We start from the raw sequence: 24,728 nt of genomic DNA, 5'->3' as shown, positions 1-24,728 counted from the left end.
TGGTGTTTCCCGAATTCCTACTGTTTAAGCGGAGCGAGACGGGTCGCCGTTGCGATTAGGAATTCTTGATTTTCTTTTGTTACTTTTCTTGTATCAAGACAAGAAAAGTAAGGACAAGGCGATAATACATAATAAAATCTCTCAAATTGGTTATTATAGAGAAAATTCAGAAGGAGTCATATTTTATCTTCACACAGCCGATACACTTTATTTTCGTACCTTTGTAAATGTTTTCAGCAAAAGCTATTGATAGAAAGCTGACGACAGTTAACGTTTACAAATTATGACATTCGAAGATTTTCAACTCAATCGCCAATTATATAATGCCATCGAAGAAGCTGGCTATCAAGCACCTACGCCTATTCAAGAGCAAGCTATTCCATTAGTAATGGGGGGGCACGATGTACTAGGAATTGCCCAAACAGGTACAGGAAAAACAGCTGCTTATCTATTGCCCATCCTGATGAAGGTAAAGTATGCCCAAGGCACAATGATGCGTGTATTAATCCTTGCTCCTACCCGCGAATTAGTGATGCAAATAGATGAAGCCGTAAAACAATTGGCAAAATATACAGATATTCGTCATATCGCTTTATTTGGTGGATTAGGACCTAAGACACAAATAGAAGCATTACAAGCAGGTGTTGATATTGTGATTGCTACGCCAGGTAGATTTATGGATTTATACCTGAAAGGCGAGATTGGCGTAAAAGAACTAAAAACATTGGTGCTAGATGAGGCTGATAAAATGATGGACATGGGTTTTATGCCACAAATCCGTAAGATTTTGGAAGTAATCCCTTCTAAGAAGAGACAAAACCTATTGTTTTCGGCTACTTTTCCACCACGAGTAGAGAACCTTTCACATGAGTTCCTTGAATTTCCACACAAAGTTGAAGTAAGCCCTCAGGCTACTACAGCAGATATGGTAAAACAACGCTTGTTTGAAGTACCGAACTTCATGACCAAAATTAATCTTTTGGGTATGTTGATGCGTGACCACGAGACGTTTAACAGAACGATTATTTTTTGCAGGAGTAAAGAGATTGCTGATAATATTTTTAAATACTTAGGCAGAAAAGTAGTTGGAGAAAACAAAATTCGTGTGATTCATGCCAATAAGGGGCAAAATACCAGAATAAATTCGATGGAAGACTTCAAAGAAGGAAACATTCAGGTATTGGTAGCAACCGATGTGGCTGCCCGAGGAATAGATATTCAGATGGTAAGCCATGTAGTGAATTTTGACGTGCCTTTAATTTATGAAGATTACGTACACCGCATTGGTCGTACTGGCAGGGCTAATAATAAAGGCGAAGCAATTACATTCATGACAGAAGCGGAGGAATACCATATTGGTAAGATTGAGAAGATTATTAAAATGCCGATACCTCGTGAACCACTACCTGCCGAGCTAGAAGTATTGCAAACACCGTTTGTTGAAAAACAAATTATGTTGCGTGAAGTAGATGAGCAGAAAAAACGTGAAGACCCAGATTTCAAAGGAGCTTTCCACGAGAAAAAAGACCGTAAAATAAAAGCCAAAGAAAAGGATGTAAAAAACAAAAAACTTCATATTTCGTCGGGTAAAGATGCTCGTAAAAAGACTTTCGGAAAAACGAAACGAGAAGACCCACGCAAAGGAAGAAGGTAATAAAAATGTTAGTTTCGGAATAAAATTAAACTAAATGATACCACCACCATCAAAAACTATTATAGCCCATACTGAGTTTGAAGAGAAAGTAAAAAACCTATTTAAGGTCTTTGAAAATGATAAAACGCTGTTCTTTACCGTAAGTTATTTGCTTCTGACGGCTATCGGAATGATTTTTAGTGGTGCTTATTTTCTGGTATTTGATATTAATATTTTAGATTATTCACAAGTAAGTGATTTTATCCTAATTGCCTTCAAAGACCCCTTTTATTTATTGTTTACCCTCATGACGGTTATTTTAACCGTTTTGATTTACTACTTAAATAAATGGTTGATAATTAAGTTCCCCAAATATTTTCTTAGACAAGAAGAAAAAATTTGGGCTAGATGGGTTAAACAAACAGGGAGTTATTATTTCTGGAGCTATATGCTAGTATTGCTATTATATATTCCCGAGTCGGCTTATATTTATGCACGCTATAAAAGCAAAGAAATAAAAGCAGGGAAAGGGCAAACAGTACAAGTATATTATAATTCAGGACCACAAACGATAAAAGATTCATTTCCAACACTGGTGGGAACTACTAGTAATTTTATTTTTTTGTATTATCCCAAAACCAAAACTACCGAAATTGTCCCTTTCAATAATGTCAGTAAAATTGTAATAATAGATTCTAGCCATGTTAGTAAAGCTAAAACAAGCACTCTTAAACCTCGCTAAACCTGAAAGGGCGATACAAACTGCTCGTTTCTTCAAAACAGGAAAAGGACAATATGGTGAAGGTGATGTTTTTATCGGTATTACCAACCCAGAAGTCCGAGCATTGGTAAAAGAGTTCTGGAAAACAATTAGTCTGGCCGATATACAGCTTTTGCTAAATGATGATATCCATGAATTTCGATTTACAGGATTGATGATACTGGTAGAACAATTCGAGAAAGCTAATGAACAGAAAAGATCTGAAATAGTTGATTTCTATTTGAATAATCTGCCTAAAATCAATAATTGGGATTTGGTAGATTGTTCGTGCTATAAAATATTAGGCGTGTATCTATTGGATAAAGACCGAGAGGTATTATATGATTTAGCTGCGAGTAAGCATTTGTGGACAGAAAGAATCGCCGTGGTTTCTACCATGGCTTTTATCAGAAAAGGGCAATTTTTAGACTGTTTCCGACTGTCAGCGCTTTTTCTCACACATCCACACGACTTGATGCACAAGGCCTGTGGATGGATGTTGCGTGAGATTGGTAAACGAGATGAGTTGGCTTTGGAAGAATTTTTGGAAGAACACCTCACAAAAATGCCAAGAACCATGTTGCGTTATGCCATTGAAAGAATGGACGAAAATAAACGCTTGTCGTATTTAAAGCGATAACTAGCCAATCGCCATCTTTACTAAATCGGCTGTATTTTTGGCTTTGGTTTTCTTCATCATATTAGCACGGTGATTGTCTACCGTACGAATACTTAAGAACAACTTATCGGCAATTTCTCGGCTATTATACCCTTGTACAATGTGTTCAAGGATTTGTTTTTCTTTCGGAGTAATTTTTTGGAATATTGGTCTGCTAGTATCTGGTTGATTGCCAGATGTTTTAGAAAGGAGTTCGTCGATAATGACCTCTGAAATTTCAGGTGGGAAATACTTTCTTCCTTCTGCTACCACATTAATGGCACGCATTAGTTCGTCTTTTCCTGTATCTTTTAATAAATAACCACTTGCACCATTTTCAACCGAATTAATAATATATTCACGGTTGTTGTGCATTGAGAATATAAGGATTTTTACGTCGGGATATTCTTCCGAAATAATTTTTGCTGCTTCTATACCAGTCATTTTGGGCATCGTCAAATCCAGAATCACTACATTTGGCGACAAAGCTTTTATTTTCTCGATAGCATCTAGCCCATCAGACGCTTCTCCGATTACTTTCACACTTTCTTCGTCTTCCAACAGCATTTTCATGCCTTTCCTGACAACGTCGTGGTCATCTGCTAATAATACGGTAATTGGGTTCATAATTTTTAATTGATTATATACAGACAGTGATTTTTAAAGATAAAGTTTTAAAAATACTTAGTACCAAAATTTAAGTAATGCTTGAGAAGATGAATTTATTGATTTTTTTTAAGATATTCAACCTCTGCCTTACGCTACTCTTTCGGTATTTTTTTTCCGCTTGCTAATTAGTTTGTTGTTTACTCCAATAGGAATACTAACAATGATGTTTGTTCCTCTTCCTGTTTTTGATTGTATTTTGCACGAGCCATTCAACAATTCGGCTCTTGTTTGCATATTTTTTAAACCACTACCACCCAATGTTTTTCGGATAGCTGGCAAGTCGAAACCAATGCCATTGTCAGAAATAGTCAATCGAATAGAACCCTCATTCTCCGCTATTTCTACTTGTATTTTTTCCGACTTTGAATATTTTACCGCATTATGAATCGCCTCTTGGGTGATTCTATAAAGACACACTTCCAAATTTTCTGGTAAGCGTTGTATTTTTTTCTCTTTAAATTCAATGCTAATCCCCGACATTTTGGCTACCTGTTCCGTTAAAATTCGGATAGCGGGCGTAACGCCAAAATCACTTAACACAGAGGGTGCTAAGTTGAAAGCAACTGTTCGGGTAGCTTCAATGGTTTCTTGAATTAATTTCTGTAATTCTTCAAACGATTTATCCTGTTTAGGATTAATGAATGAAAAGCTTTTTACTTTTTCACCATGCAATCTTAGCCCTGTCAGCATTTGACCGATGCCATCATGTAATTCGCGGGCTAATCTTTTACGTTCCATTTCCTGCCCTTCCATCAATGACGCCGAACGAACCTTCTCTTCTGCTAGTTGTAGTTTGAATTTCTCTTCAGTAGCCTGTACTAAAGCCTGTTGAGTTTGTAGAAGCCTTTCATTTGTTAGGCGTAATTCACTTTCAGAATCAGTCAGCTTTTTAATGACAATTCGAATATAATTGGCAATCGGACGAAAGATGATGATTCCTTCCAAAATAAGAATACTAAACAACACAAGGAATAAAAACAGCTCAATATTTTTAGTCAAATCAACCCTTGATCTTGATTCTAAATCGTACTGAAAAACGATTTTGTTCATCATTTTCAGAAAAAGCCTTTCATTGACCAATACTTGGTTTAAAGCAGCTTGCATCGCTTCGTCCTGATTAGCCACAGGTCTATCGATATGCTCGCTGATTAATTGTGCATTCGTGAGGATGGTCTGAAAAATAGGGTCTACTTCTCTGAACATACTATCAATCACTGGGCTATTCCTTACGGTATACGCTTTGCCGTCTGTTGTTAAGTTTTTATTCTTTAATCCCTCGTGGCTTTGCTTCCATAAGGTAATAATTTCTTTAATATCTTGGGAATAATGCTCTGCATCAGCCTGAAAAATATCTGGGCGACACAGCAAAATAGCCGTTTTAGAAAGCCGCTGGCTCAACATCCTTTGTCTCCCTGCAATATTCACCACATGGGAATCATCAATCAACGAATTCAGAAATACTTGAATAATAATTTGTCCAGACATAGAAAGCAACGCCACCATCGTGAGGGCAATCACATAGAGGCGAGTGAGTCTGTTGAAAATTTGACTATCAAGTGGCTTCATAACTTGAAATATACCAAACTTTCGGAAAAAATCATTTATAGTTTTCAAGTAATTTGTTGATTATGAGATTGTTGAAAATTTTTCTTTGAAAAATCATGTATTGCAATTTTACAAATTGACATTTTGCAAGTTTTTGCGAATATCAATTTGTAAAATCTTTGATACTATACTCCCACATACACTTGCCCATCTGCTATTTTCACTGGGTAAGTCTTAATCGTGTAGTCATCACCACTCAAACATTCCCCTGTTTGTAACGAGAACGTTTTTTTATGAAATGGACAAGCTACTTTCGGTTCATTATTAGCCCCTGTCGAGCCTATCATTCCTCTCGAAAGTGCCATTTGTTGGCGGTGTGGGCATTGATTCTGGGTAGCATACCACTCGCCACGACGAGAGAAATTATAAATAGCTATTTGCTCGCCTTCTATCAGGGCGCAAGCTCCTCCGTTTTCTGGTATATCTTCAATATTGCACGCTACGTGCCAAGTTATTGTTTCTTCTGCTATCATTGTTATATGTATGATTGAGGTTTGAATGAGCTTAATAAGTTTGTTTGAACCTATCAGCCCATAAAACGTTAAACTTCATTTACTTCCACTCCGCTGCTTTGATTTGTTCACGCATTGGCTCAAATCTAGCATAAGGGTCTTTCATTTTTGGCGCATTCACAAAGTGTGTAAAACGCTTACGTAACTCAGGGCTGTTTACTACTTCTTTCCATTCGCATTTGTAGGCATCTACCAAAAACTGCATTTCTTGTTCAAACTGGCTGTTCATACCTAGGGCATCATCAATCACCACTGATTTTAAATAATTAATGCCACCTTCCATTTTATCCAACCACGGAGCAGTTCGGGTAAGCGGTTCAGCCGTTTTGATATAAAACATCAAGAAACGGTCGATGTATTTTAAACAAGTTTCCGAATCAATATCAGTAGCCAATAATTCAGCATGACGAGGTTTTACACCGCCATTTCCACAGACATACAAATTCCAGCCCTTCTCAGTAGCGATAATCCCAAAGTCTTTCGATTGTGCTTCGGCACATTCACGTGTACAGCCCGAAACAGCCGATTTTAGCTTGTGTGGCGAACGCAAACCACGATAACGCTCTTCTACCTCAATTGAAAACGAAACGGCATCCTGTACGCCAAAACGACACCAAGTAGAACCCACGCAAGATTTTACAGTTCTCAACGATTTCCCATAAGCATGACCCGACTCGAAACCAGCATTCACCAGTTCTTCCCAGATGTCTGGTAAATCACTTACATGCGCACCGAATAAATCTATTCTTTGTCCGCCCGTAATCTTAGTATAAAGATTGTATTTTAATGCTACCTGTCCGATTACAATTAATTTCTCTGGCGTAATTTCTCCACCTGGAATTCTAGGTACTACCGAGTACGTACCGTTTTTCTGGATATTGGCCAAGTAACGGTCGTTTGAATCTTGAACAGTGGCATTGCCTCTTTCCAAAATCATCTCATTCCATAAACTGGCAATGATAGAAGCCACCGCAGGCTTGCAAACTTCGCAACCATCTCCCCTTCCCAAATTATCCAATACATCATTATAGGTTTTATAACCTTTTATTTTAACAAGGTCGAATAATTCTTGACGAGTATAATCAAAATGTTCACAAAGAATATTTCTAACAAAAACCCCTTGCGACTTCATGGTTTCATTAATCAAGTCTTTCACCATTGGCACACAACCACCACAACCAGTACCAGCTTTGGTGCATTTTTTGATGCCATCCAGCGTAGTTACTTTGTTTTCAATGATTTCATGGCAAATGTTTCCTTTGGTTACCGCTTCACATGAACAAATCAAGGCTTCGTCTGGTAAAGCCATCACGCCTGAGCTAGCACTTTCAGCACCTCCTCTTGAACCCAACATCAAATCTTCAGGGTCGGCAGGTAAAAGCACTCTATTTTTAGTGTTTTGCAACAACATATTATATTGCTCTGCATCGCCCACCAAAATACCTCCTAATAGATACTTGCCGTCGTTTGAGATATTGATTCTCTTATAAACACCTTTGGCAGTATTTTCAAATACGATTGTTTGGGCATTAGGCTCTTGGATAAAAGCATCACCAAAACTTGCTACGTCGATACCAATTAATTTTAATTTGGTCGACATATCAAATGGCTTGAATTCTTTCTCTCCACCAATGATAGACGTTGCTACAACTTCGGCCATTTCGTAACCGGGTGCTACCAAACCATAAATCATGTGGTGTGCCAATGCACATTCGCCAATCGCAAAAATGTTTGGGTCAGAAGTTTGAAGTTTATCATTCACAATAATACCTCCGCGTGAACCTACTTCTAGTCCTGCTATTTTGGCAACTTCATCACGAGGCTTAATTCCTGCTGAAATCACCAACATATCTACTTCTAACTTAGAACCATCAGCAAAGGCCATTGCTTCAATGATACCATCGCCAACGATTTCCTGAGTATTTTTATTCAGATGAATCTGTAATCCTAACGCTTCCAGTTTTGTTTGAAGTGTTTTAGAACCAGCTTCATCTATTTGCCTTGGCATTAACCTTGGGGCGAATTCTATTACATGGGTTTCCTCTAAACCTAAATCTAATAAAGCCTTAGCAGCCTCTAATCCCAATAAACCACCACCAATTACTGCACCTTTTTTGGCAGTTTTGGCATGTGCTTGCATCAAATCCAAATCTTCAATGGTTCTATAAACGAATACGCCATCTTTTTCTACCCCCGGTATAGGTGGCACAAATGCCGCAGAACCAGTGGCTAATACCAAGTAATCGTAATTTACGACTATACCATGGTGCGACCGTACCGTTTTCTCATCTTTATCAATATCTACAACTGGGTCGGAAAGGTATAATGTTATACCATTTTCTGTGTACCAACTGCTTGGTGCCATTGTTAAATCATCAGCCGTTTTACCAGCGAAGTATTCAGACAAATGTACACGGTCGTAAGCGGGGCGAGACTCTTCGCCAAAAACGACCAAATCAAAACTTTTAGACACATCTTTTGAAATAAGTTTTTCGCAAAACTTATAACCGACCATGCCGTTCCCCACTACGACAATTTTCTTTTTCATAAATGATACAAGATTATGATTGATACTTTTAATGATTAATACTTATACAAAATGCTTTGATGTTTTCAGTTATTTAAAGGCTGACTAAGTATTTATTTTATATCACTCAAGAATGTTGGTGTATTTTACATAATTGAGTATTTATAACTATTTTTAGAAAAAATATGATTATGGATAATTGTACTTTAAATATAAACCTGTTTTTGATTAAAATGCGTAAAAATGCTTATTTCATGTTCAAATTTAAACCTATTTTTTATGATTTTGCAAGTTTTTTGAGAAAATTAATAATTTTTGAAACTTTTATTTTGATTATTAACAATTATATGCAATGTTTGTATCGAAATCACAACTAAGTATTTATAATCATAATTATTCAGGTATAAAATACTAAAATATGAATATTCCAAGATTAACTTTGATTGGTGCAGGCCCCGGAGACATAGAGCTTATTACCGTAAAGGGGATTCGTGCCATTAAATCGGCGGATGTAGTATTATATGATGCACTTGCCAATGAAGAATTATTGGAATTCGCTCATCCTAAAGCACTTCGTATTTATGTAGGAAAACGCTTAGGGAAATATGTTTATACACAGGAAGAGATTAATCAAAAAATAGTAAGCTTGGCCTTAGAGTACGGTCATGTAGTAAGATTAAAAGGTGGTGACCCGTATGTATTCGGAAGAGGTTTTGAAGAAGTAGAATATGCTCGGAATTTCAATATTGAATGTGAAGTAGTGTCGGGTGTGACTTCCGCCATTGCCGCACCAGCATCCATCGGGATTCCAGTAACCACAAGAGGTTTTTCAGAAAGTTTTTGGGTAATAACAGGAACAACAAAATCTGGAGAATTATCAAAAGATATAGCATTAGCAACAAAATCAAGTGCGACAGTAGTGATTTTAATGGGAATGAGTAAGCTGAATCAAATCTGTGAGCTATTCCAGTTGAATGGTAAAGGCGAAACGCCCATAGCGATTATCCAGAATGGGACGCGTGAAAATGTAAATTATGCTATCGGCACAGTATCTACTATTATTCCAATTGTTAAAGAACAGCAAATATCAAATCCTGCTGTGATTGTAATCGGTGAAGTGGTGAGTTTGCACCCTTCATTCATCGAAAAGTTTAGTGATCATTTAGTTATTAAATAAATTAAATTTTTTCTTCCCTTCAGCATCCGTTGAAAAAAGTCTATCGTGGGGGCGATAGATTTTACAAATCGGAGAAATTTTTAAGAAGATAATTTCTCTGCTTTAAAAAAAGGTTATGAAAAATATCAGTACAAACAAACCGCTTGATGCGTTGAATGTATTTTCTTTCAAAGGCATTCAAATGCAAACATTTCACATTACTTGGCTTACTTTCTTTTTCTGTTTCTTTGGTTGGTTTGGTATCGCACCCTTAATGAAAATCGTAAAAGACGATTTAGGGTTAACCAAAGGTCAAATCGGGAACATCATCATTGCTTCAGTTTCTGCCACTATTTTTGCACGTTTAATTATCGGTCGTTTATGCGACACCTTAGGACCAAGACTTACTTATACATGGTTATTAGCCATTGGTTCTATCCCAGTAATGACCATCGGCTTGGCAAATAGCTATGAATCATTTTTATTATTTAGGTTAGCCATTAGTGTCATTGGAGCATCATTCGTCATTACGCAATATCATACTTCCGCTATGTTTGCACCAAGTATCAAAGGAACAGCTAACGCTGTAGCTGGAGGTTGGGGGAATCTTGGCGGAGGAGTAACTAACATGGTAATGCCATTAGTGTTTGCGGCTTTCGTTGGAGCGGGTTATGCTAACCACAATGCTTGGAGATTCGCCATGATTATTCCAGGAGTGATTTTGCTAATCATGTCTTTTGTGTACTATAAATTTACTCAGGATACACCTACAGGTAACTATGCTAATATTGAAAGAGAAGCCGTTCAGAAAGGTTCTTTCGCATCAGCAGCATCAGATTATCGTACTTGGATTTTGTTTTTAGCTTATGGTGCTTGTTTTGGTATCGAAATTACTTTTGATAATGTAGCGGCACTTTATTTTACAGAAAACTTCTCGTGCGATTTAAAAACAGCAGGACTTTTAGCAGGAGCATTCGGATTTATGAATCTATTCGCCAGAGCCATTGGTGGAATTGTAGCTGATAAAGTAGGGAAAGTATACGGCATGAAAGGCAAGGGTTGGTTATTAGCAGGCTTATTAGTGATGGAAGGTTTAGGAATTATGCTTTTTGCTCAGACAGGCTCAATTGGTTTTGCTGTAATAGCGATGTTAGGTTTTGCCATGTTTTTGAAAATGGCTAACGGAGCAACTTATGCCATTGTACCTTTTATAGATTCAAAAAATGTGGGTTCTGTAGCAGGAATCGTGGGTGCAGGTGGAAATTTAGGCGGGGTATTAGCAGGGTTTTTATTCAAATCAGAGACCATTACGTATGCAGAAGCATTCATTTATATTGGCATAAGTGTAGCTGTGATTGGGGGATTAACAGCACTTATTAAATTCGAGAAAAAGACTTTACCAGTAACAGAACAAAAGTTAGAAATAGCTTAACCTCTTTAGACCAATGTTGCAAGCAGTACGTGCTTGCAAACAATCGCTCAAATTTTTGAGGAAACGTTTTTTGAAATATTGTATTAATTAACCATTCTAAAATGAGTACAATTTTGGGTCGATGGTGGGGGCTATCGACTTAAAATTAAAGAAAAACCCGAATGAGATGGGGGTCTCGATTCGGGCGAAATTGCGTAAACTCTGTTAAAATTTTTCACAATCAATCACAAAAGTATGAAAAAATCTTACATTTCTAAGCTTGCATTAGTCTTAATTTTGGGTGTTTATACCCAATTTGTCGCAAAAGCACAATTCACTTTGCAAGGGCAAATGAGAACACGTACAGAAGTACGTAATGGATTGGGAAATTTAGTAGCGAATGATTCAAAATCGGCCGCTTTTACTTCTCAAAGAACAAGATTAAACTTTGGTTATAAATGGGATAGAGTAACGTTTGGTGCTGCTATTCAGGATGTGCGTGTTTGGGGGCAAGATGCTTCTTCTATCTCTAATGGAGATGGTTTGAAACTAATGCTTCATGAAGGTTGGGCAGAAGTAACATTAGCTAACAAAGCCGATACAACCATTAAATTTAAACTAGTTGATTTATTAAGCATCAAAATTGGTCGCCAAGAATTGATTTATGATGATGTTCGTTTAATTGGTAACCTTGATTGGTTACAACAAGGTCGTAGACACGACATGGTATTGTTGAAAGGAGTACATCATGGCTGGCAATTTGATATTGGTCTTGCTTACAATCAAAACTCTGATGCTTTTGGTGTAACTGGAACAGGCTATGTACCAGCTAATCTAAGTGCTACGACAAGAACATCGACAGGGGTTTTAGTACCAACACCAGCGGGAATAATTCCTTTGACAGTAGGTGGCGGAATCGGAGCAAATTCAGTAAAAACAGGTGGTGCTTTGGCATGGGTAAACCCTCCATCAACCAATGGAGCTTCGCAAGACTATCAGTCTTTCAAAAGTGTTTACATCAGTCGTAAGTTTAACCAAACGAAGTTTTCAGGTTTATTCTTTCAAGACGATTTCAGTGCTTATCGCTTAGATTCTGTAGGGAGTGCCTCAACAGGATATGTATATGGAAGAAGGTTTGTTTCGTCAGGTGCTAGCGATGTATTCGATTATAGCCAGTCACGCAGCCGTACAACTTATGGTTTGATGATTAATCATACCATTGGTAATGCTTCTGGCTTCGGAAAAATCGCTTTACAAGGAGCTTACTACGGACAAACAGGTAAAGATCGCGAAGGAAATGACATGGATGCTTATCACTATACGTTGGCAGCCACTTATCAAAAAAGTAGATGGGCCTTTACGTTAGGATATGATGTGCTTTCGGGCAATGATGGATCAAGTGCGACAAATAACTATAAAGGTTCGTCAGGGAAAAATAATCGTTTCGACCCATTATACGGAACACCACACAAACACTGGGGATACATGGATTACTTTTATGTAGGTACTAATTCGCCTGCTGGAGGTTTGAATAATGGATATTTTAAAGCAAAATACACGACGAATGTTTTAACATTAGGAGCGGATTTTCACACATTTGCTCTAAACAAAGCAACGACAAAGGCTGATGGGACATTGGTAGGGACAGATTTAGGTAACGAAATAGATTTCACATTGAATTACAATATGAACAAGTTTACTAATCTTGAATTAGGCTATTCTGTGATGATGGCAACCGCCAATATGCCATTTGTTAAAGGACAAGCTACTACCGATGTTGCAGCGGCCAGTTTTAACAAAACTGGAACATGGTTTTATGCCATGATTAATATCCGTCCAGATTTCTTTTATACTAAACCAGTAGCGATAAAATAATTAGTGAGTTAGTGATTGAGTGAATTAGTGATTATAAGTTTTGAATTGTGAGTGATGAGTTGTGTTTAAAATATTAATAAGTAGTGTTCTAATTTAAAAGGGGAACACAATTATTTATTTTTAATAATCACTAATTCACTCAATCGCTAAATCACTCAATAATATAATATAGCTTCTAGTTTCGATGGGGGTCGAAACGAGGAGTAGTCTTACATAAAAACAAAAAAACATGAAAACTCTGTTAAAAAAATCAATCACCGTACTGTGTTTAATGGTACTTTCTGTAGCTGTTTCAGCTTCAGGAGTGAATCCACCAGCGAGAAAAATTAAGTTAGGATTTATTCCACTTACCGACTGTGCGCCACTTGTAGCAGCCAAAGAATTAGGGCTGTTTGCTAAATATGGCGTTGATGTAGAACTTTCAAAAGAAGCCTCTTGGGCTAATATTCGTGATAAAGTATTGAATGGTGAATTGGACGGTGCACACTGTTTGTTCTCGATGCCACTTTCTGTCTATACAGGCATCGGTGGAAAAGCAGGGTCAGAAATGAAAATCGCCATGGTGTTGAATAATAACGGTCAGGCTATTACGCTTTCTAAAGATTTTTGTGGTTTAGTAGGCTATAAAGAAATGAACAAAGTAGCGGCCGCTATCAAAGACGTTAAGACTAGAAAAGAAGTAACCTTCGCCATGACTTTCCCAGGAGGAACACATGACATTTGGTTAAGAAACTGGTTAGCAGCCGCTGGCGTAAATCAAAAATCGGTAGGTATCATCACGATTCCACCGCCACAGATGGTTGCTAATATGCGTGTAGATAACATGGAGGGCTTTAGTGTTGGCGAACCATGGAATGGTGTTGCGGCAGCTCAGAATGTAGGTTTTACACACATTGCTTCGCAAGATATTTGGCAACACCACCCTGAAAAGGCATTGGTAGTTAATGCAAAATTTGCTGCTGAAGAAAAAGAAGATTTGAAAAAAGTAATGAAAGCCATTTTGGAAGCCTGCAAATGGTTGGATAATATGGGCAATCGTAAAAAAGCCGCTAGCTGGTTAACGAAGCCTTATTATGTAAATGCTCCGTTACAAGTAATTGAAGCACGTTTGTTAGGCTCAAGCGATTTAGGGTGTGAGTTAGGCGTGCAGAAATACAAAGGAGATTACATGACGTTTTATAACAATGGTGTTGTAAACACGCCTCATAAGTCTCACGCCATGTGGTTTTTAGCGCAATATGTTCGCTTTGGATATTTAAAAGCTGAACCTAATTATAAAGCCATTGCTGAAAAATTGATTCTTGATGATTTGTTTGCAGAAGTAGCCAAAGAAATGAGCGTGCCCGTTCAGGTAGATATGAAGCCTTTCAAAACTACTTATGATGTTGTTTTCGACCCAGCTAATATCGACGATTACTTAAAAGCAACTAAAAAATAAAGTTTGTCAGCACTTATCGGTTGACTAACATTTATAGATAGTTGACCGATAAGTGATAACAGATACCAAAATCATGAAATCAATTTCTATCAAAGATATAGCCATCAATACTCTTTATTTTTTGGCAAGTATGACCATCCTATTAGGAATATGGCATCTTATTTCAGTGATTACCAAGGCCGAAATTCCTAGTCCAGCCTCTACATGGGTCGTTTTTAAAGAACTTATTGCAGATCCTTTTTATGATTATGGCCCTAACGATAAGGGAATCGGCATTCAGTTGTTAAGCTCTTTAGGAAGAGTATCAACTGGTTTTGCTTTGGGAAGCTTAATTGCTATTCCAATGGGTTTATTGATGGGCTCAACAAAAATTGGAATGAAATTATTGAACCCAATTGTTCAAATATTGCGTCCAGTATCGCCTTTGGCTTGGTTTCCATTAGGTTTATTAGCCTTCAAAGCTTCAGATGGCGCTACCATTTTTATCATTGCCATTACTTCTTTATGGCCAACAGTTATTAATACTGCTTTTGGGGTATCAAGTATTCCAGACGACCATAAAAATGTAGGCAAAGCCTTTGGTTTTTCTAAATGGAAATACTTGACCAAGATAATGTTGCCTTTTGCCATTCCTCATATCATTACAGGCTTGCGTTTGTCAATCGGGATTGCTTGGGTAGTGATTGTAGCGGGCGAAATGCTTTCGGGTGGTGTAGGAATTGGCTTTTTTGTATGGGATAGTTGGAATGGGCTTTCTTTAGAAAAAATTCTGGTAGCAATTCTGATTATCGGAACGGTCGGATTATTATTTGACAAAGCTTTCAATGGATTGCAAAATGCTTTCTCTTGGGACAAAAAGTAATCTGACATTGCATTTTGAATATTCATTCTAACGTCAAAATCATTATTCTATCATGACTAACATCGTAAATCCAAGTCAGTTAGCTGATTCAGCCAACGACTTCCATAAAATAAGTAACCGTGAGACTGCTATCGACATCAAAAACGTAACAGTAGCCTTCAAAGGAGCCAAAGGTACTTTTACAGCTGTAAAAGACATCAGTTTAACCGTAAAAAGAGGAGAAATAGTAGCCTTAATTGGTCACTCAGGGTGTGGTAAATCAACCTTAATGAATACTATTTCGGGCATGGTAACGCCATCATCTGGCGAGGTAATTGCCAATGGAAATATTGTAAAAGGGCCTGGACCAGATAGAGGAATTGTTTTTCAAAACTATTCATTGCTTCCGTGGATGTCGGTTTACAAAAACATTTATGAAGCTGTAGACTCTGTTTTTAAAGATAAAAACTCGAAAGAGAAACACGAAATAGTTGATCACTTTATCCAAATGGTGAATTTAACACCACATAAGGATAAATTACCGGGTCAGTTATCAGGCGGTATGAAACAACGTGTAGCCATTGCTCGTGCTTTTGCTATTAATCCAAGTATTCTTTTGTTAGATGAACCCTTCGGAGCGTTAGATGCCTTGACTAAGGGTTCAATGCACATTGAATTATTGAAACTTTGGAATTTGGATAATCGTAACAAAACCATTGTCATGGTTACGCACGATATTGAAGAAGCTATTTTCTTAGCTGATAAAGTAGTAGTAATGAACAATGGGCCAGCCGCTACGATTAAAAAAATTGTAGATATCAATTTGCAAAGACCCCGTAACAAAAAAGACATCACTCATGACCCTGAATATATCAGAGTACATGATGAGTTATTGAGCTTATTGTTTGATAAATTTTCTATAGAGGATTAAATAAAAAATCCCGAAGTTTTAGCTTCGGGATTTGTCCCTAGTCCTTGGCGGAGGAGTGAAGGTGATAAGATTTTGGAATGGTTAAGTATTAATACAATCAAATTATATGATTAATTAAGAATTCCAAAATTGCCTTTTCACAGGCAAATTTGTTTAGCCTTTTTTCATTAGCGTTAGACAAATCTAAGTAACATAAGCCATTTTAGCAAATAAAAAAGAATAAAAATCATTTCACTTTTCAATGAGTGCTTTTTATTCATGATTGGTTCGGAAAAAATGTTTGAGATGCCGAAACAAAGTTTTTTAGATTAATATTAAAAGGTAAAAATATAACTATAAAAATTAAAAATTTAACTATATCAATAATGTTGAGACTAAAATACTTACTTATAGGATGTTAAGCACCTTATAAGTAGGATTATTTGAGGGACGAAAAAATTGAAAATTAAAGTAAATATTGTAAATCATCAGAAGCAATGAGCAGTAAATCGAATCTTAAAAAGTATAAATCTACCTGTTCTTACTGCGGGGTTGGATGCGGCGTTGAAGTAACTGATTTGGGCAATGGTAGGCTGAACCTTGAAGGAGACAAAGACCATCCTTCAAGCAAAGGAATGCTGTGTTCAAAAGGGATGAATTTACATTATACCGTAATGGATAAGTCGGATAGATTGCTTTATCCAGAAATGAGGTTTAATAGAAATATGCCATTGCAAAGAGTTTCGTGGGATACTGCCTTAGACCGTACTGCTGCTATTTTTAAAACTTTTATCCAAAAATATGGTCCCGACTCTGTCGGTTTTTATGTTTCTGGACAATGTCTTACCGAAGAATACTACGTAATCAATAAGCTTATCAAAGGGTTTATTGGTTCTAATAATATTGATACCAATTCTCGTTTGTGTATGTCGTCGGCAGTGGTAGGTTATAAACTTACTTTGGGTGAAGACTCCGTACCTGTTTGTTATGATGATATAGAATTGGCAGATTGTTTTTTTGTGACGGGTGCTAATCCTGCTTGGTGCCATCCCATTATCTGGCGTAGGGTCGAGGCTCATAAACTGGCGAACCCTGAAGTGAAAATAATTGTGGTTGACCCAAGACGTACGCAAACAGCTGCTCAGGCAGACTTGCATTTGCAACTTCATCCTGGTACAGATATTACACTGACCAATGCCATTGGAAGAGTATTGATTGAAAAAAACTGGATTGACCTAGATTTTATTACGAACAATACTGATGGCTTTGAGGCATACCAAACACAGGTAATGCAAAGGACGTTGGAAGAAGCGGCTGAAATTTGCGGTGTTGCTATTGAAGAAATCGAATTAGCAGCACAATATATTAACGAAGCAAAAGGCTTTTTGTCGATGTGGACAATGGGCTTGAACCAGTCTGTTGTGGGGGTGAATAAAAACCTATCCTTAATAGATTTACATTTAATCACAGGTAAAATTGGAAAAGAAGGCAATGGTCCTTTTTCATTAACAGGTCAGCCCAATGCCATGGGTGGACGTGAAGTAGGCGGTTTGGCGAATATGCTACCTGCACACCGTGATTTATTAAATCCTGCACATCGAGATGAAGTACAAGCATTTTGGGGTGGAACAAAAATCTCTGATAAACCTGGCTTTACTGCTACAGAAATGTTTGATGCTTTGGCAGAGGGCAAAATGAAAGCAATATGGGTCGTATGTACGAACCCGTTAGTAAGTATGCCAGATGTTACGTTGGTTGAAAAGGCTTTAGAAAAAGCCAAATTCGTGGTTGTTCAAGATATTTCTGGTCGTTCGGATACCTTAAAATATGCCGATGTAGTATTGCCTGCGGCAGCTTGGTTAGAAAAAGAAGGGACAATGACCAACTCTGAAAGACGCATTACTTATTTGCCTAAGATGGTGGATGCACCAGGCGAGGCAATGGCTGATACAGAAATTATTAATCTTTTCGCTAAAAAAATGGGCTTTGGCGACGCCTTTAATTACACTTCCCTTTCCGATGTTTATGACGAGCATTGTCGTTCAACCAAAGGAACAAACATTGATATTTCGGGGCTTAATTACGAGATTTTAAAAGAAAATCGAAGCGTTCAGTGGCCTTATCCATCGAGTCAACTATCAGGAAAAAATAGGTTTGAGACAAACGAAGAAACAGCAGACTTTCCAAAGGATGTTGTGGCTTTACCAAAAACCCTAAGCTCAAATCTTGATAATCCTAATGTTGATGCTCGAGGAACAAAACGCTTGTTTACAGACGGCAAGTTCTACACCTTAAATCAAAAAGCAAAAATTCATGCAGTGCCAGATGAAAACCATTCTGAAAGCATCAACGAAGATTTCCCTCTGATTATGACTACGGGCCGTATTCGTGACCAATGGCATACCATGACCAAAACAGGGAAAGTAAATAAACTAAATCAGCACATTTCACAGCCTTATCTGGAAATACACCCTGAGGATGCACTAGCGAGAGAGATTATTGATAATCAAATTGTTGAGATAGTTGGACGTAGAGGAAAAGCACAAGTAAAAGCAAAAATCACCACAGATATAAAGCAGGGAGTCTGTTTTATGCCAATGCACTTTGGCAAAATTTTAGGAAATGATTTTGGGCGAACCAATAATTTAACCAATAGTCTTTATGACCCAAGGTCAAAAGAACCTGATTTTAAATTTACGGCTGTTGAGGTGCGTGCTTATGTAAAACCGCAGGAGAAAATTATCATTATCGGTGCTGGCTCAGCAGGGTTGGGCTTTATAAAGTCGTATCGTGAATTGAATCAGACCGATGAAATCCATGTTTTCTCTAAAGAAATATATCCTTTTTACAACAGAGTAATGTTGCCAGATTATATTTCGGGCGCTCAAGACTGGTCTCAATTAGTAAAATTGCGTGAAGACCAGTTTGTTGAATCAAACATTCATGTTCATAAAGGCATTGAAGTAGTCAATATCGACCGTAAGAATAAGGTAATTGTAGATTCGGAAGGAAATGAACATACTTACGACCGCCTGATTCTAGGCATGGGCTCAAGAGCATTTATGCCACCGTCGATTCCGAGGATTCCTGGAATATTCAATATGCGTTCTAGAATAGATGCGGATAGTTTAATGCCATTTTTAAAACAAGACAATCCCCACGCTTTAATAGTTGGCGGAGGTTTGTTGGGACTTGAATTAGCAGCATCTTTGCGTGAAATGAATATAAAAGTGACGATTGTACAGCGTACAAGTCGTTTTATGGATAGGCAGCTAGATCAATTAGGGTCTGAGTTATTAACGTCAGAAATCCTAAATTTGGGAATAGACATCTATTTCAATGACGAAGTATCTGCATTGTATGGTACCGAGAAATTTGAAGGTATAAGATTAAAATCAGGTAGAAAAATAGATGCCCAAGTGGCAGTATTTGCCATTGGTACTTCGCCCAATGTTGAGATTGCCCGTGCCGCAGGCATTGAAGTAAATCGTGGCGTTGTTGTAAACGATTACCTACAGACTTCTGACGAAAGTATTTTTGCTGCTGGTGAAATTGCGCAGTGGCGTGGACAAATGTGGGGTATTACTGCCGCAGCCGAGCAACAAGCCGATGTGATTGCCAAATACATTGCAGGCGACTATGCTAGTTATTACAAAGGCTCGCTTTCAATGAATATCATGAAGATTCAAGGAGTTCAGTTATGTTCATTAGGCATGATTGATACGCCTAAATCGTCTGAGTATGAGGAAGTTATTTTTATAGATAAGGCCAAACGATATTACAAAAAATGTATTATCCACAAAGATAAATTGGTAGGAGCAATTCTGATTGGTGATAAATCTGAATTTTTAGAATTCAAAGGCTTAATTGCTAATGAAATAGAGCTATCGGATAAGCGTTTGGAATTATTGAGAAGTGGCAAAAAAGCAGACCCAGTAATGGGTAAGTTAGTTTGTTCTTGCAATAATGTAGGCGAAGGCAATTTGAAAAATACGATTGCTGGTGGATGTAAAGATTTTACAGCCTTATGTTCACAAACAGGAGCAGGAATGGGTTGCGGAAGTTGTAGACCCGAAGTAAGAGCAATTTTAGAAAATGCATTAAAAGAAGTATTGGCAGAAGCATAATGTTGGACATAAAAATAGGGAAGATATCGCTAGACATACTTCCCTAAATTCATTGTACAGAGGTTAAAATGCTGTTTTGCCATAGTCGTTAATGTTTTAAGATTAACGGATAGCTACAACTACGTCACGGTTTGTGATAAGGTTTGTTTTGATCTCAAAAGATTTTGATTCAACAACATTAACATTTTGGCTAATTACTTCGATAGTATATTTACCGTCAGCTAAGCTAGAGAAATCGAAAGTTTTTGCGAATTTACCACCTTTAGTATCAACATATTCACGGTGAATTTCGTTTTTGTCAGCATCAGTAACTACTACTACTACTTTTTTGCTAGCTACGTTATCAACCCAAACGTTGAAGCTTAATGAGTTATTTACTTGAGCGATTTTGCTTTTTACTAGGCTAGCAGACTCGTCAAAATTTGAAGCAAATGTATTTACGTTTGATAAGCAAACCATAGTAACTGCTACGATAAATGCTTTAACTGTGTTCTTGTTCATGACTTTATTATTTAATTGTTATTAATGATGAAAGTTATTAAAAGGATAATTTGTATTTTTCTAAGATTTATTTTCAGTATCGAAAAGTATTTTCTATCTGGACGTCACTCAATAAAAGATGCTTTTGTTAGAAAAATGAAATTGAATTTAATTTTCAACTCAGCTCTTAGAATTTTATTCGTGTCATTCGTTTGACGATGTAAACTTATAAAAGGAATTTGATAACTCAATCATAGAATGATAACTTTTTTAACTTTTTCAAGAAAGTTCCTCTAAAAAAAATCATATTTATAGAAATAATACAATTTTAAAAAACGTATTTATATAAAATATAAAAATAGTTATACGAAGTTTTACTTATAATACAGCTTTGATTTTCAGTATATTAAGTATAAATAACTATGATGTTGTGCTAAATATTTATATATTTGATTTATTTTTTAAAAAATATCAATCATGAAAGATTACTCATTACTTAAAATAAATCTAACTGGTGGAATCGTATCGCCAGGCACTTTACAAAGTATTCTTTTAGCAGCTAAAACTGCGGGAGTTAGAGAAGTAAGCTTCGGAGCAAGACAACAATTACTGATGTATGTCAAGTCTGAAATCGTTCGTGGAAGTGGTATAGTAGAATTTAAGAAAAAATTGGACGAAACTAATATTGCTTTTGAAGAGGATTCAGATAAAAAACCTAATATTATTTCTTCGTATTGTGCAGAAGAAGTATTCCCAACGGGGCAGTGGATATCAGAAGGCATTTATAAAGATATTTTTGATGGATTTGATTACGAACCACAGCTAAAAATCAATATTTCTGATTCCCAGCAGTCGTTCACGCCATTTTTTACAGGCAATTTAAATTTCATCGCCTCTCCTATTCAAAACTTCTGGTATTTATACGTGCGTTTTAAGCAATCGAACAAAGTTTTTTGCTTTCCGATATTGATTTATACCTTAGAAATCCCCAAAGTTTGTCAGCGAATAGAAGAAGTAATCCTAGAAGCAGGCGAAATGGACGAAAACGAAGTGTATGAAAAAGTAATTGCCAAGGGAGAAATTATTTCACAAGTCATTCGTGAAGAACTAATATTACCCAAATTCTCTCTACCCTATTATGAGGGCTTCAATCGCTACGGTGAAAAAACATGGTTGGGCATTTATCGTAGGAATGAAACATTCCCACTTGACTTTCTCATAGAAATTTGTGACTTATGTCTTGAAACAAAAGTTGGGCAGATTTGTACAACGCCTTGGAAATCATTAATCATCAAAGCAATTGAGAACAAACACCGTAATCTATGGGATAAATTACTGGGCAAATATGGCATCAACGTTCGTCATGCAGCAAACGAGTTAAACTGGCAGGTAGAAGATTTGTCACCTGAAGGATTAGCCTTGAAAAAAGCTATCATTCGCGAATTTGATGATGAAGACGTACGTACTTTTGGTTTGAGCTTCGCCATTCAAACACGTTCTAAATCAGAAGTGTTTGGGTCGGTAGTTATCAAAAAACGAAAGATTTTTGCAGGACTTTCTAGCGTGTTTGATATTTATCATACCGTAGATTTTAATCCTAATACGCGTGCCTTGACATTGTTTGAAAAGGGAGTAAACAAAGCACACGTTCCCGAAATGTTACAACGCTTATCGAAGCGTTTTTATGCAGTCCATAAAATAGAAGCTCCTGTTGTGAAAAAGACAATAGCAAATAAAGAAGCAGAAGTAGAGATATTTCAATGTAAAACCTGTTTTACCATATATGATAATCGTTTTGGAGATTCTGTAAATGGTATTGTGGCAGGGATAAAATTTGCTGACTTACCAGACAATTATTGCTGTCCAATGTGCGAAAGCGAAAAGAGTGAATTTGAGGCTGTGAAAGCGGATAAGTTATTGGTGTAGAATAAATTAATATTTCTATTAGCTGGTGACTTAAGTCTTATCGATTACCCACAAGTATATAATTGAGTGATAATCAAAGTATAACAACCTCACCCCCAGCCCCTCTCCTTCAAAGAGGGGAGCTTTAAGACCTAGAGTCTGCTCCCCTTCTCTGAAGGAGAAGGGGTTGGGGGATGAGGTTTGAAAGGCTATTTAAGCCCATTTTTATCAATAATCTCATCTTTATTTCAACTTTTAAAAAGATGTGGGTAATCAGTAGGACTTAAGTCACCAGCTAATAGTAAGCCTTTTAATGTCCCAATCTACAAGCTAACATGATATTTTTTTTCAAAATAGGGCTTCAAGAATTTCTTATCAAGAAACTTTAAAATTAATATCGAGTTGATAGTCAATAAGCTATTAATAAATAGTTTATTTCTCAATATTGACAACGTAGGATTCAAATCCACTTGTACTGTTGATAAGTTACTCATAGAGAACACAACAAGCAAAGATGCAATCAAGATAATCCCCGCACCAATTAAAAAGTAAAACGGCAATTTGCTAGGCTTTCTTTCCAATACTAGTGCTTGCGACAACTCCCATTGGTCAATTAACCTATCTGTAAAATTAACAGCAGTTTTTTCCATAGTCATTGCTTCCAGCAAAGCATGGGTATCGGCATATTCCTGAAAAAGCGAGCGATATGCCTCGTCGTTTATCAGTAAAGCTTGATGGCGAATAATTGTTTCCTCAGAAGCCAAGCCATCAAGAATATCAAAAATCTCTTCCTCTTTCATATTGTTGTTCGTTTGAAAATCTATCCAAACTTAGATTAATGTTCTTACTTCATTTCCTAAAATCCTTTTCATTTCTTCTCCTAGTCGTTTTCGGGCTCTACAAAGTTTTACTTTCACTGTTTCTGCTGAAATTCCGACGATTTGAGCTATTTCTTCCAAAGATTGTTCCTTCAAATAAAAGAGCGTTATCATCGTAACATCGTCGGGCGAAAGCTGATTCAAGGCCTGTTGAATGTACTTTTTCTGCTCATTCGTTTTTAAATCATTGCTAGTATCAGCGGTAGCCTCTTGGGCAGCTTCAGATAAAGTGATGTCTTCCGCTACAATGTTTTTCTTTCGCTTAAACATCAACGCTGCGTTAAATACAATCCTGTAAAACCAAGTAGTAAATTTTGCCTCCTGATTAAAATTAGGTAACGCATGAAAAGCTTGAATGAAAGCATCTTGAGCAACCTCTTCCGCATCCTCACGTGTACCTACAATTTTGTAGGCAACCGTAAAGGCATAGTCTTTATGACGATTGGCGAGCTCTCTATAGCCCGACTTGTCACCTGACAAAATGCGCTGAATGATTGAATTATCTGTTTCTTTGATTTTCACATTGATAGGATGCCACATCCGCTAAAAAGGTTACACTAAGATAACTTTTTTTATTTTTTTAAAATACCTGTAACCTAAATCAATTTTATTACATCATATCGGCAAGATTTAAAAATTCACGAAAAAACAAAAAAACATTTTATAACAATGGAAAATTTAGATAGCCTCGTACCCATTATCGGCATTATGGTGCCAATTGTAGCCATTATTGGTACTTTTACAATGATTGTGTTCTTACGCAAGTATGATAACGACGAAAAAATGGCAATGATAGCCAAAGGAATTGCTCCACCCGAAAAAAGCTCTAAAAGTTTTAATGTAAATCCAAGTCACTCTTTGCGTTGGGGATTTGTGTTAATCGGTTTTGGAATAGGCTTGTTAATGGGAAGCCTTTTAGAAAGCCTTATTAACATAGATGACGACACCGCTCATTTCTCAATGATTTTTGTTTTCGGAGGTTTGGGCTTGTTAGCATCATACTTCTATCAAATGAACCTTGATAAGAAAAACATCAATAATAAAGACTAAAATATCCTAACTATGTAGCAATAAGGCCTCAGAAAATCGTATTTCTGAGGCTTTATTTGTTAACAACAGCAACGTTAACATTTCATTAACAAGTATTAACATTTCATTGAGACAAAGCCTCAGAATTTTGTTGTTATTTTGAATCAACAAATCAGCAACAATACTTTAAGAGTTGCTGATAGCCTAAAACTCTAACGGAATTTTTAACCTCTAGCGATACGAAGCCTCCAACCTACGGGAACGGAGGCTTTTTTATTGTTCGTTCAAAAACCGTAAATTGTGACAATCATTTT

Annotated in this window: 19 protein-coding genes; 12 read left to right on the top strand and 7 right to left on the bottom strand. The window is 36.9% G+C overall.

Annotated features, from left to right (window positions below):
• Positions 1-283 precede the first annotated feature (283 nt).
• From AC1RNE_RS11640 to AC1RNE_RS11630, 3 genes are read left to right on the top strand one after another with little or no spacing between them, the layout of a single operon-like run.
• A complete protein-coding gene (locus AC1RNE_RS11640) occupies positions 284-1,654 on the top strand; it encodes a DEAD/DEAH box helicase (RefSeq protein WP_492801131.1) in 1,371 nt (456 codons plus the stop codon).
• A 34-nt stretch (positions 1,655-1,688) separates the two neighbouring features.
• Positions 1,689-2,375 carry a hypothetical protein gene (locus AC1RNE_RS11635; protein WP_492801130.1) on the top strand — a complete coding sequence of 229 codons (687 nt, stop codon included), beginning with the start codon at positions 1,689-1,691 and terminating at the stop codon, positions 2,373-2,375.
• Positions 2,335-3,033, top strand: a complete 699-nt coding sequence (locus tag AC1RNE_RS11630) for a DNA alkylation repair protein (RefSeq protein ID WP_492801129.1) — start codon at positions 2,335-2,337, stop codon at positions 3,031-3,033. Before AC1RNE_RS11635 ends, AC1RNE_RS11630 begins: the two co-directional genes overlap by 41 nt.
• On the opposite strand, the gene AC1RNE_RS11625 is transcribed toward AC1RNE_RS11630, so the two are convergent.
• From AC1RNE_RS11625 to nirB, 4 genes are all read right to left on the bottom strand, one after another.
• Entirely contained in the window at positions 3,034-3,678 is a 645-nt protein-coding gene (locus AC1RNE_RS11625; protein WP_492801128.1) for a response regulator, read from the bottom strand.
• A gap of 129 nt (positions 3,679-3,807) precedes the next feature.
• Positions 3,808-5,286 (bottom strand): ATP-binding protein, encoded by a 1,479-nt coding sequence (locus AC1RNE_RS11620; protein WP_492801127.1) that lies wholly within the window; start codon positions 5,284-5,286, stop codon positions 3,808-3,810.
• A 164-nt stretch (positions 5,287-5,450) separates the two neighbouring features.
• On the bottom strand, positions 5,451-5,798 hold the full coding sequence (gene nirD, locus AC1RNE_RS11615; protein ID WP_323249747.1) for a nitrite reductase small subunit NirD: 348 nt from the start codon (positions 5,796-5,798) through the stop codon (positions 5,451-5,453).
• Between the two features lie 79 nt (positions 5,799-5,877).
• On the bottom strand, positions 5,878-8,385 hold the full coding sequence (nirB, locus tag AC1RNE_RS11610; RefSeq protein WP_492801126.1) for a nitrite reductase large subunit NirB: 2,508 nt from the start codon (positions 8,383-8,385) through the stop codon (positions 5,878-5,880).
• A 397-nt stretch (positions 8,386-8,782) separates the two neighbouring features.
• On the opposite strand from nirB, the gene cobA reads away from it, so the two are divergent.
• From cobA to AC1RNE_RS11575, 7 genes are all read left to right on the top strand, one after another.
• Positions 8,783-9,541 (top strand): uroporphyrinogen-III C-methyltransferase, encoded by a 759-nt coding sequence (gene cobA / locus AC1RNE_RS11605; protein ID WP_492801125.1) that lies wholly within the window; start codon positions 8,783-8,785, stop codon positions 9,539-9,541.
• A 115-nt stretch (positions 9,542-9,656) separates the two neighbouring features.
• Positions 9,657-10,952, top strand: coding sequence for an MFS transporter (locus tag AC1RNE_RS11600; RefSeq protein WP_492801124.1), 1,296 nt, complete (start codon positions 9,657-9,659; stop codon positions 10,950-10,952).
• A gap of 234 nt (positions 10,953-11,186) precedes the next feature.
• Positions 11,187-12,806 (top strand): alginate export family protein, encoded by a 1,620-nt coding sequence (locus tag AC1RNE_RS11595; protein ID WP_492801123.1) that lies wholly within the window; start codon positions 11,187-11,189, stop codon positions 12,804-12,806.
• A 229-nt stretch (positions 12,807-13,035) separates the two neighbouring features.
• Positions 13,036-14,244, top strand: a complete 1,209-nt coding sequence (locus AC1RNE_RS11590) for a CmpA/NrtA family ABC transporter substrate-binding protein (RefSeq protein WP_492801122.1) — start codon at positions 13,036-13,038, stop codon at positions 14,242-14,244.
• A gap of 73 nt (positions 14,245-14,317) precedes the next feature.
• Positions 14,318-15,106: a nitrate ABC transporter permease gene (gene ntrB, locus AC1RNE_RS11585; RefSeq protein ID WP_309923695.1), complete on the top strand. Its 789-nt coding sequence runs from the start codon at positions 14,318-14,320 to the stop codon at positions 15,104-15,106.
• A 52-nt stretch (positions 15,107-15,158) separates the two neighbouring features.
• Positions 15,159-16,016 (top strand): ABC transporter ATP-binding protein, encoded by an 858-nt coding sequence (locus tag AC1RNE_RS11580; protein WP_492801121.1) that lies wholly within the window; start codon positions 15,159-15,161, stop codon positions 16,014-16,016.
• A gap of 476 nt (positions 16,017-16,492) precedes the next feature.
• Positions 16,493-20,122, top strand: coding sequence for a molybdopterin-dependent oxidoreductase (locus tag AC1RNE_RS11575; protein ID WP_492801120.1), 3,630 nt, complete (start codon positions 16,493-16,495; stop codon positions 20,120-20,122).
• A gap of 102 nt (positions 20,123-20,224) precedes the next feature.
• On the opposite strand, the gene AC1RNE_RS11570 is transcribed toward AC1RNE_RS11575, so the two are convergent.
• Positions 20,225-20,623 (bottom strand): hypothetical protein, encoded by a 399-nt coding sequence (locus AC1RNE_RS11570; protein WP_492801119.1) that lies wholly within the window; start codon positions 20,621-20,623, stop codon positions 20,225-20,227.
• A 456-nt stretch (positions 20,624-21,079) separates the two neighbouring features.
• Between AC1RNE_RS11570 and AC1RNE_RS11565 the strand changes: the two genes are divergently transcribed.
• Positions 21,080-22,528 (top strand): rubredoxin, encoded by a 1,449-nt coding sequence (locus tag AC1RNE_RS11565; protein WP_492801118.1) that lies wholly within the window; start codon positions 21,080-21,082, stop codon positions 22,526-22,528.
• A gap of 302 nt (positions 22,529-22,830) precedes the next feature.
• Here AC1RNE_RS11565 and AC1RNE_RS11560 read toward each other — a convergent pair whose 3' ends face one another.
• The gene (locus AC1RNE_RS11560) at positions 22,831-23,307 is read right to left on the bottom strand and encodes a hypothetical protein (RefSeq protein ID WP_492801117.1); all 477 of its coding nucleotides are present in this window, start codon (positions 23,305-23,307) and stop codon (positions 22,831-22,833) included.
• 30 nt (positions 23,308-23,337) lie between these two features.
• Positions 23,338-23,925, bottom strand: coding sequence for an RNA polymerase sigma factor (locus AC1RNE_RS11555; RefSeq protein ID WP_492801116.1), 588 nt, complete (start codon positions 23,923-23,925; stop codon positions 23,338-23,340).
• A 129-nt stretch (positions 23,926-24,054) separates the two neighbouring features.
• Between AC1RNE_RS11555 and AC1RNE_RS11550 the strand changes: the two genes are divergently transcribed.
• On the top strand, positions 24,055-24,435 hold the full coding sequence (locus AC1RNE_RS11550) for a DUF6249 domain-containing protein (RefSeq protein ID WP_492801115.1): 381 nt from the start codon (positions 24,055-24,057) through the stop codon (positions 24,433-24,435).
• Positions 24,436-24,728: the final 293 nt, after the last annotated feature.

This window comes from Arcicella sp. GW822-FHT02H01, assembly GCF_058802005.1.
The sequence above is the reverse complement of the archived record's forward strand: the minus strand, read 5'-3'. Positions and strand labels throughout refer to the sequence as shown.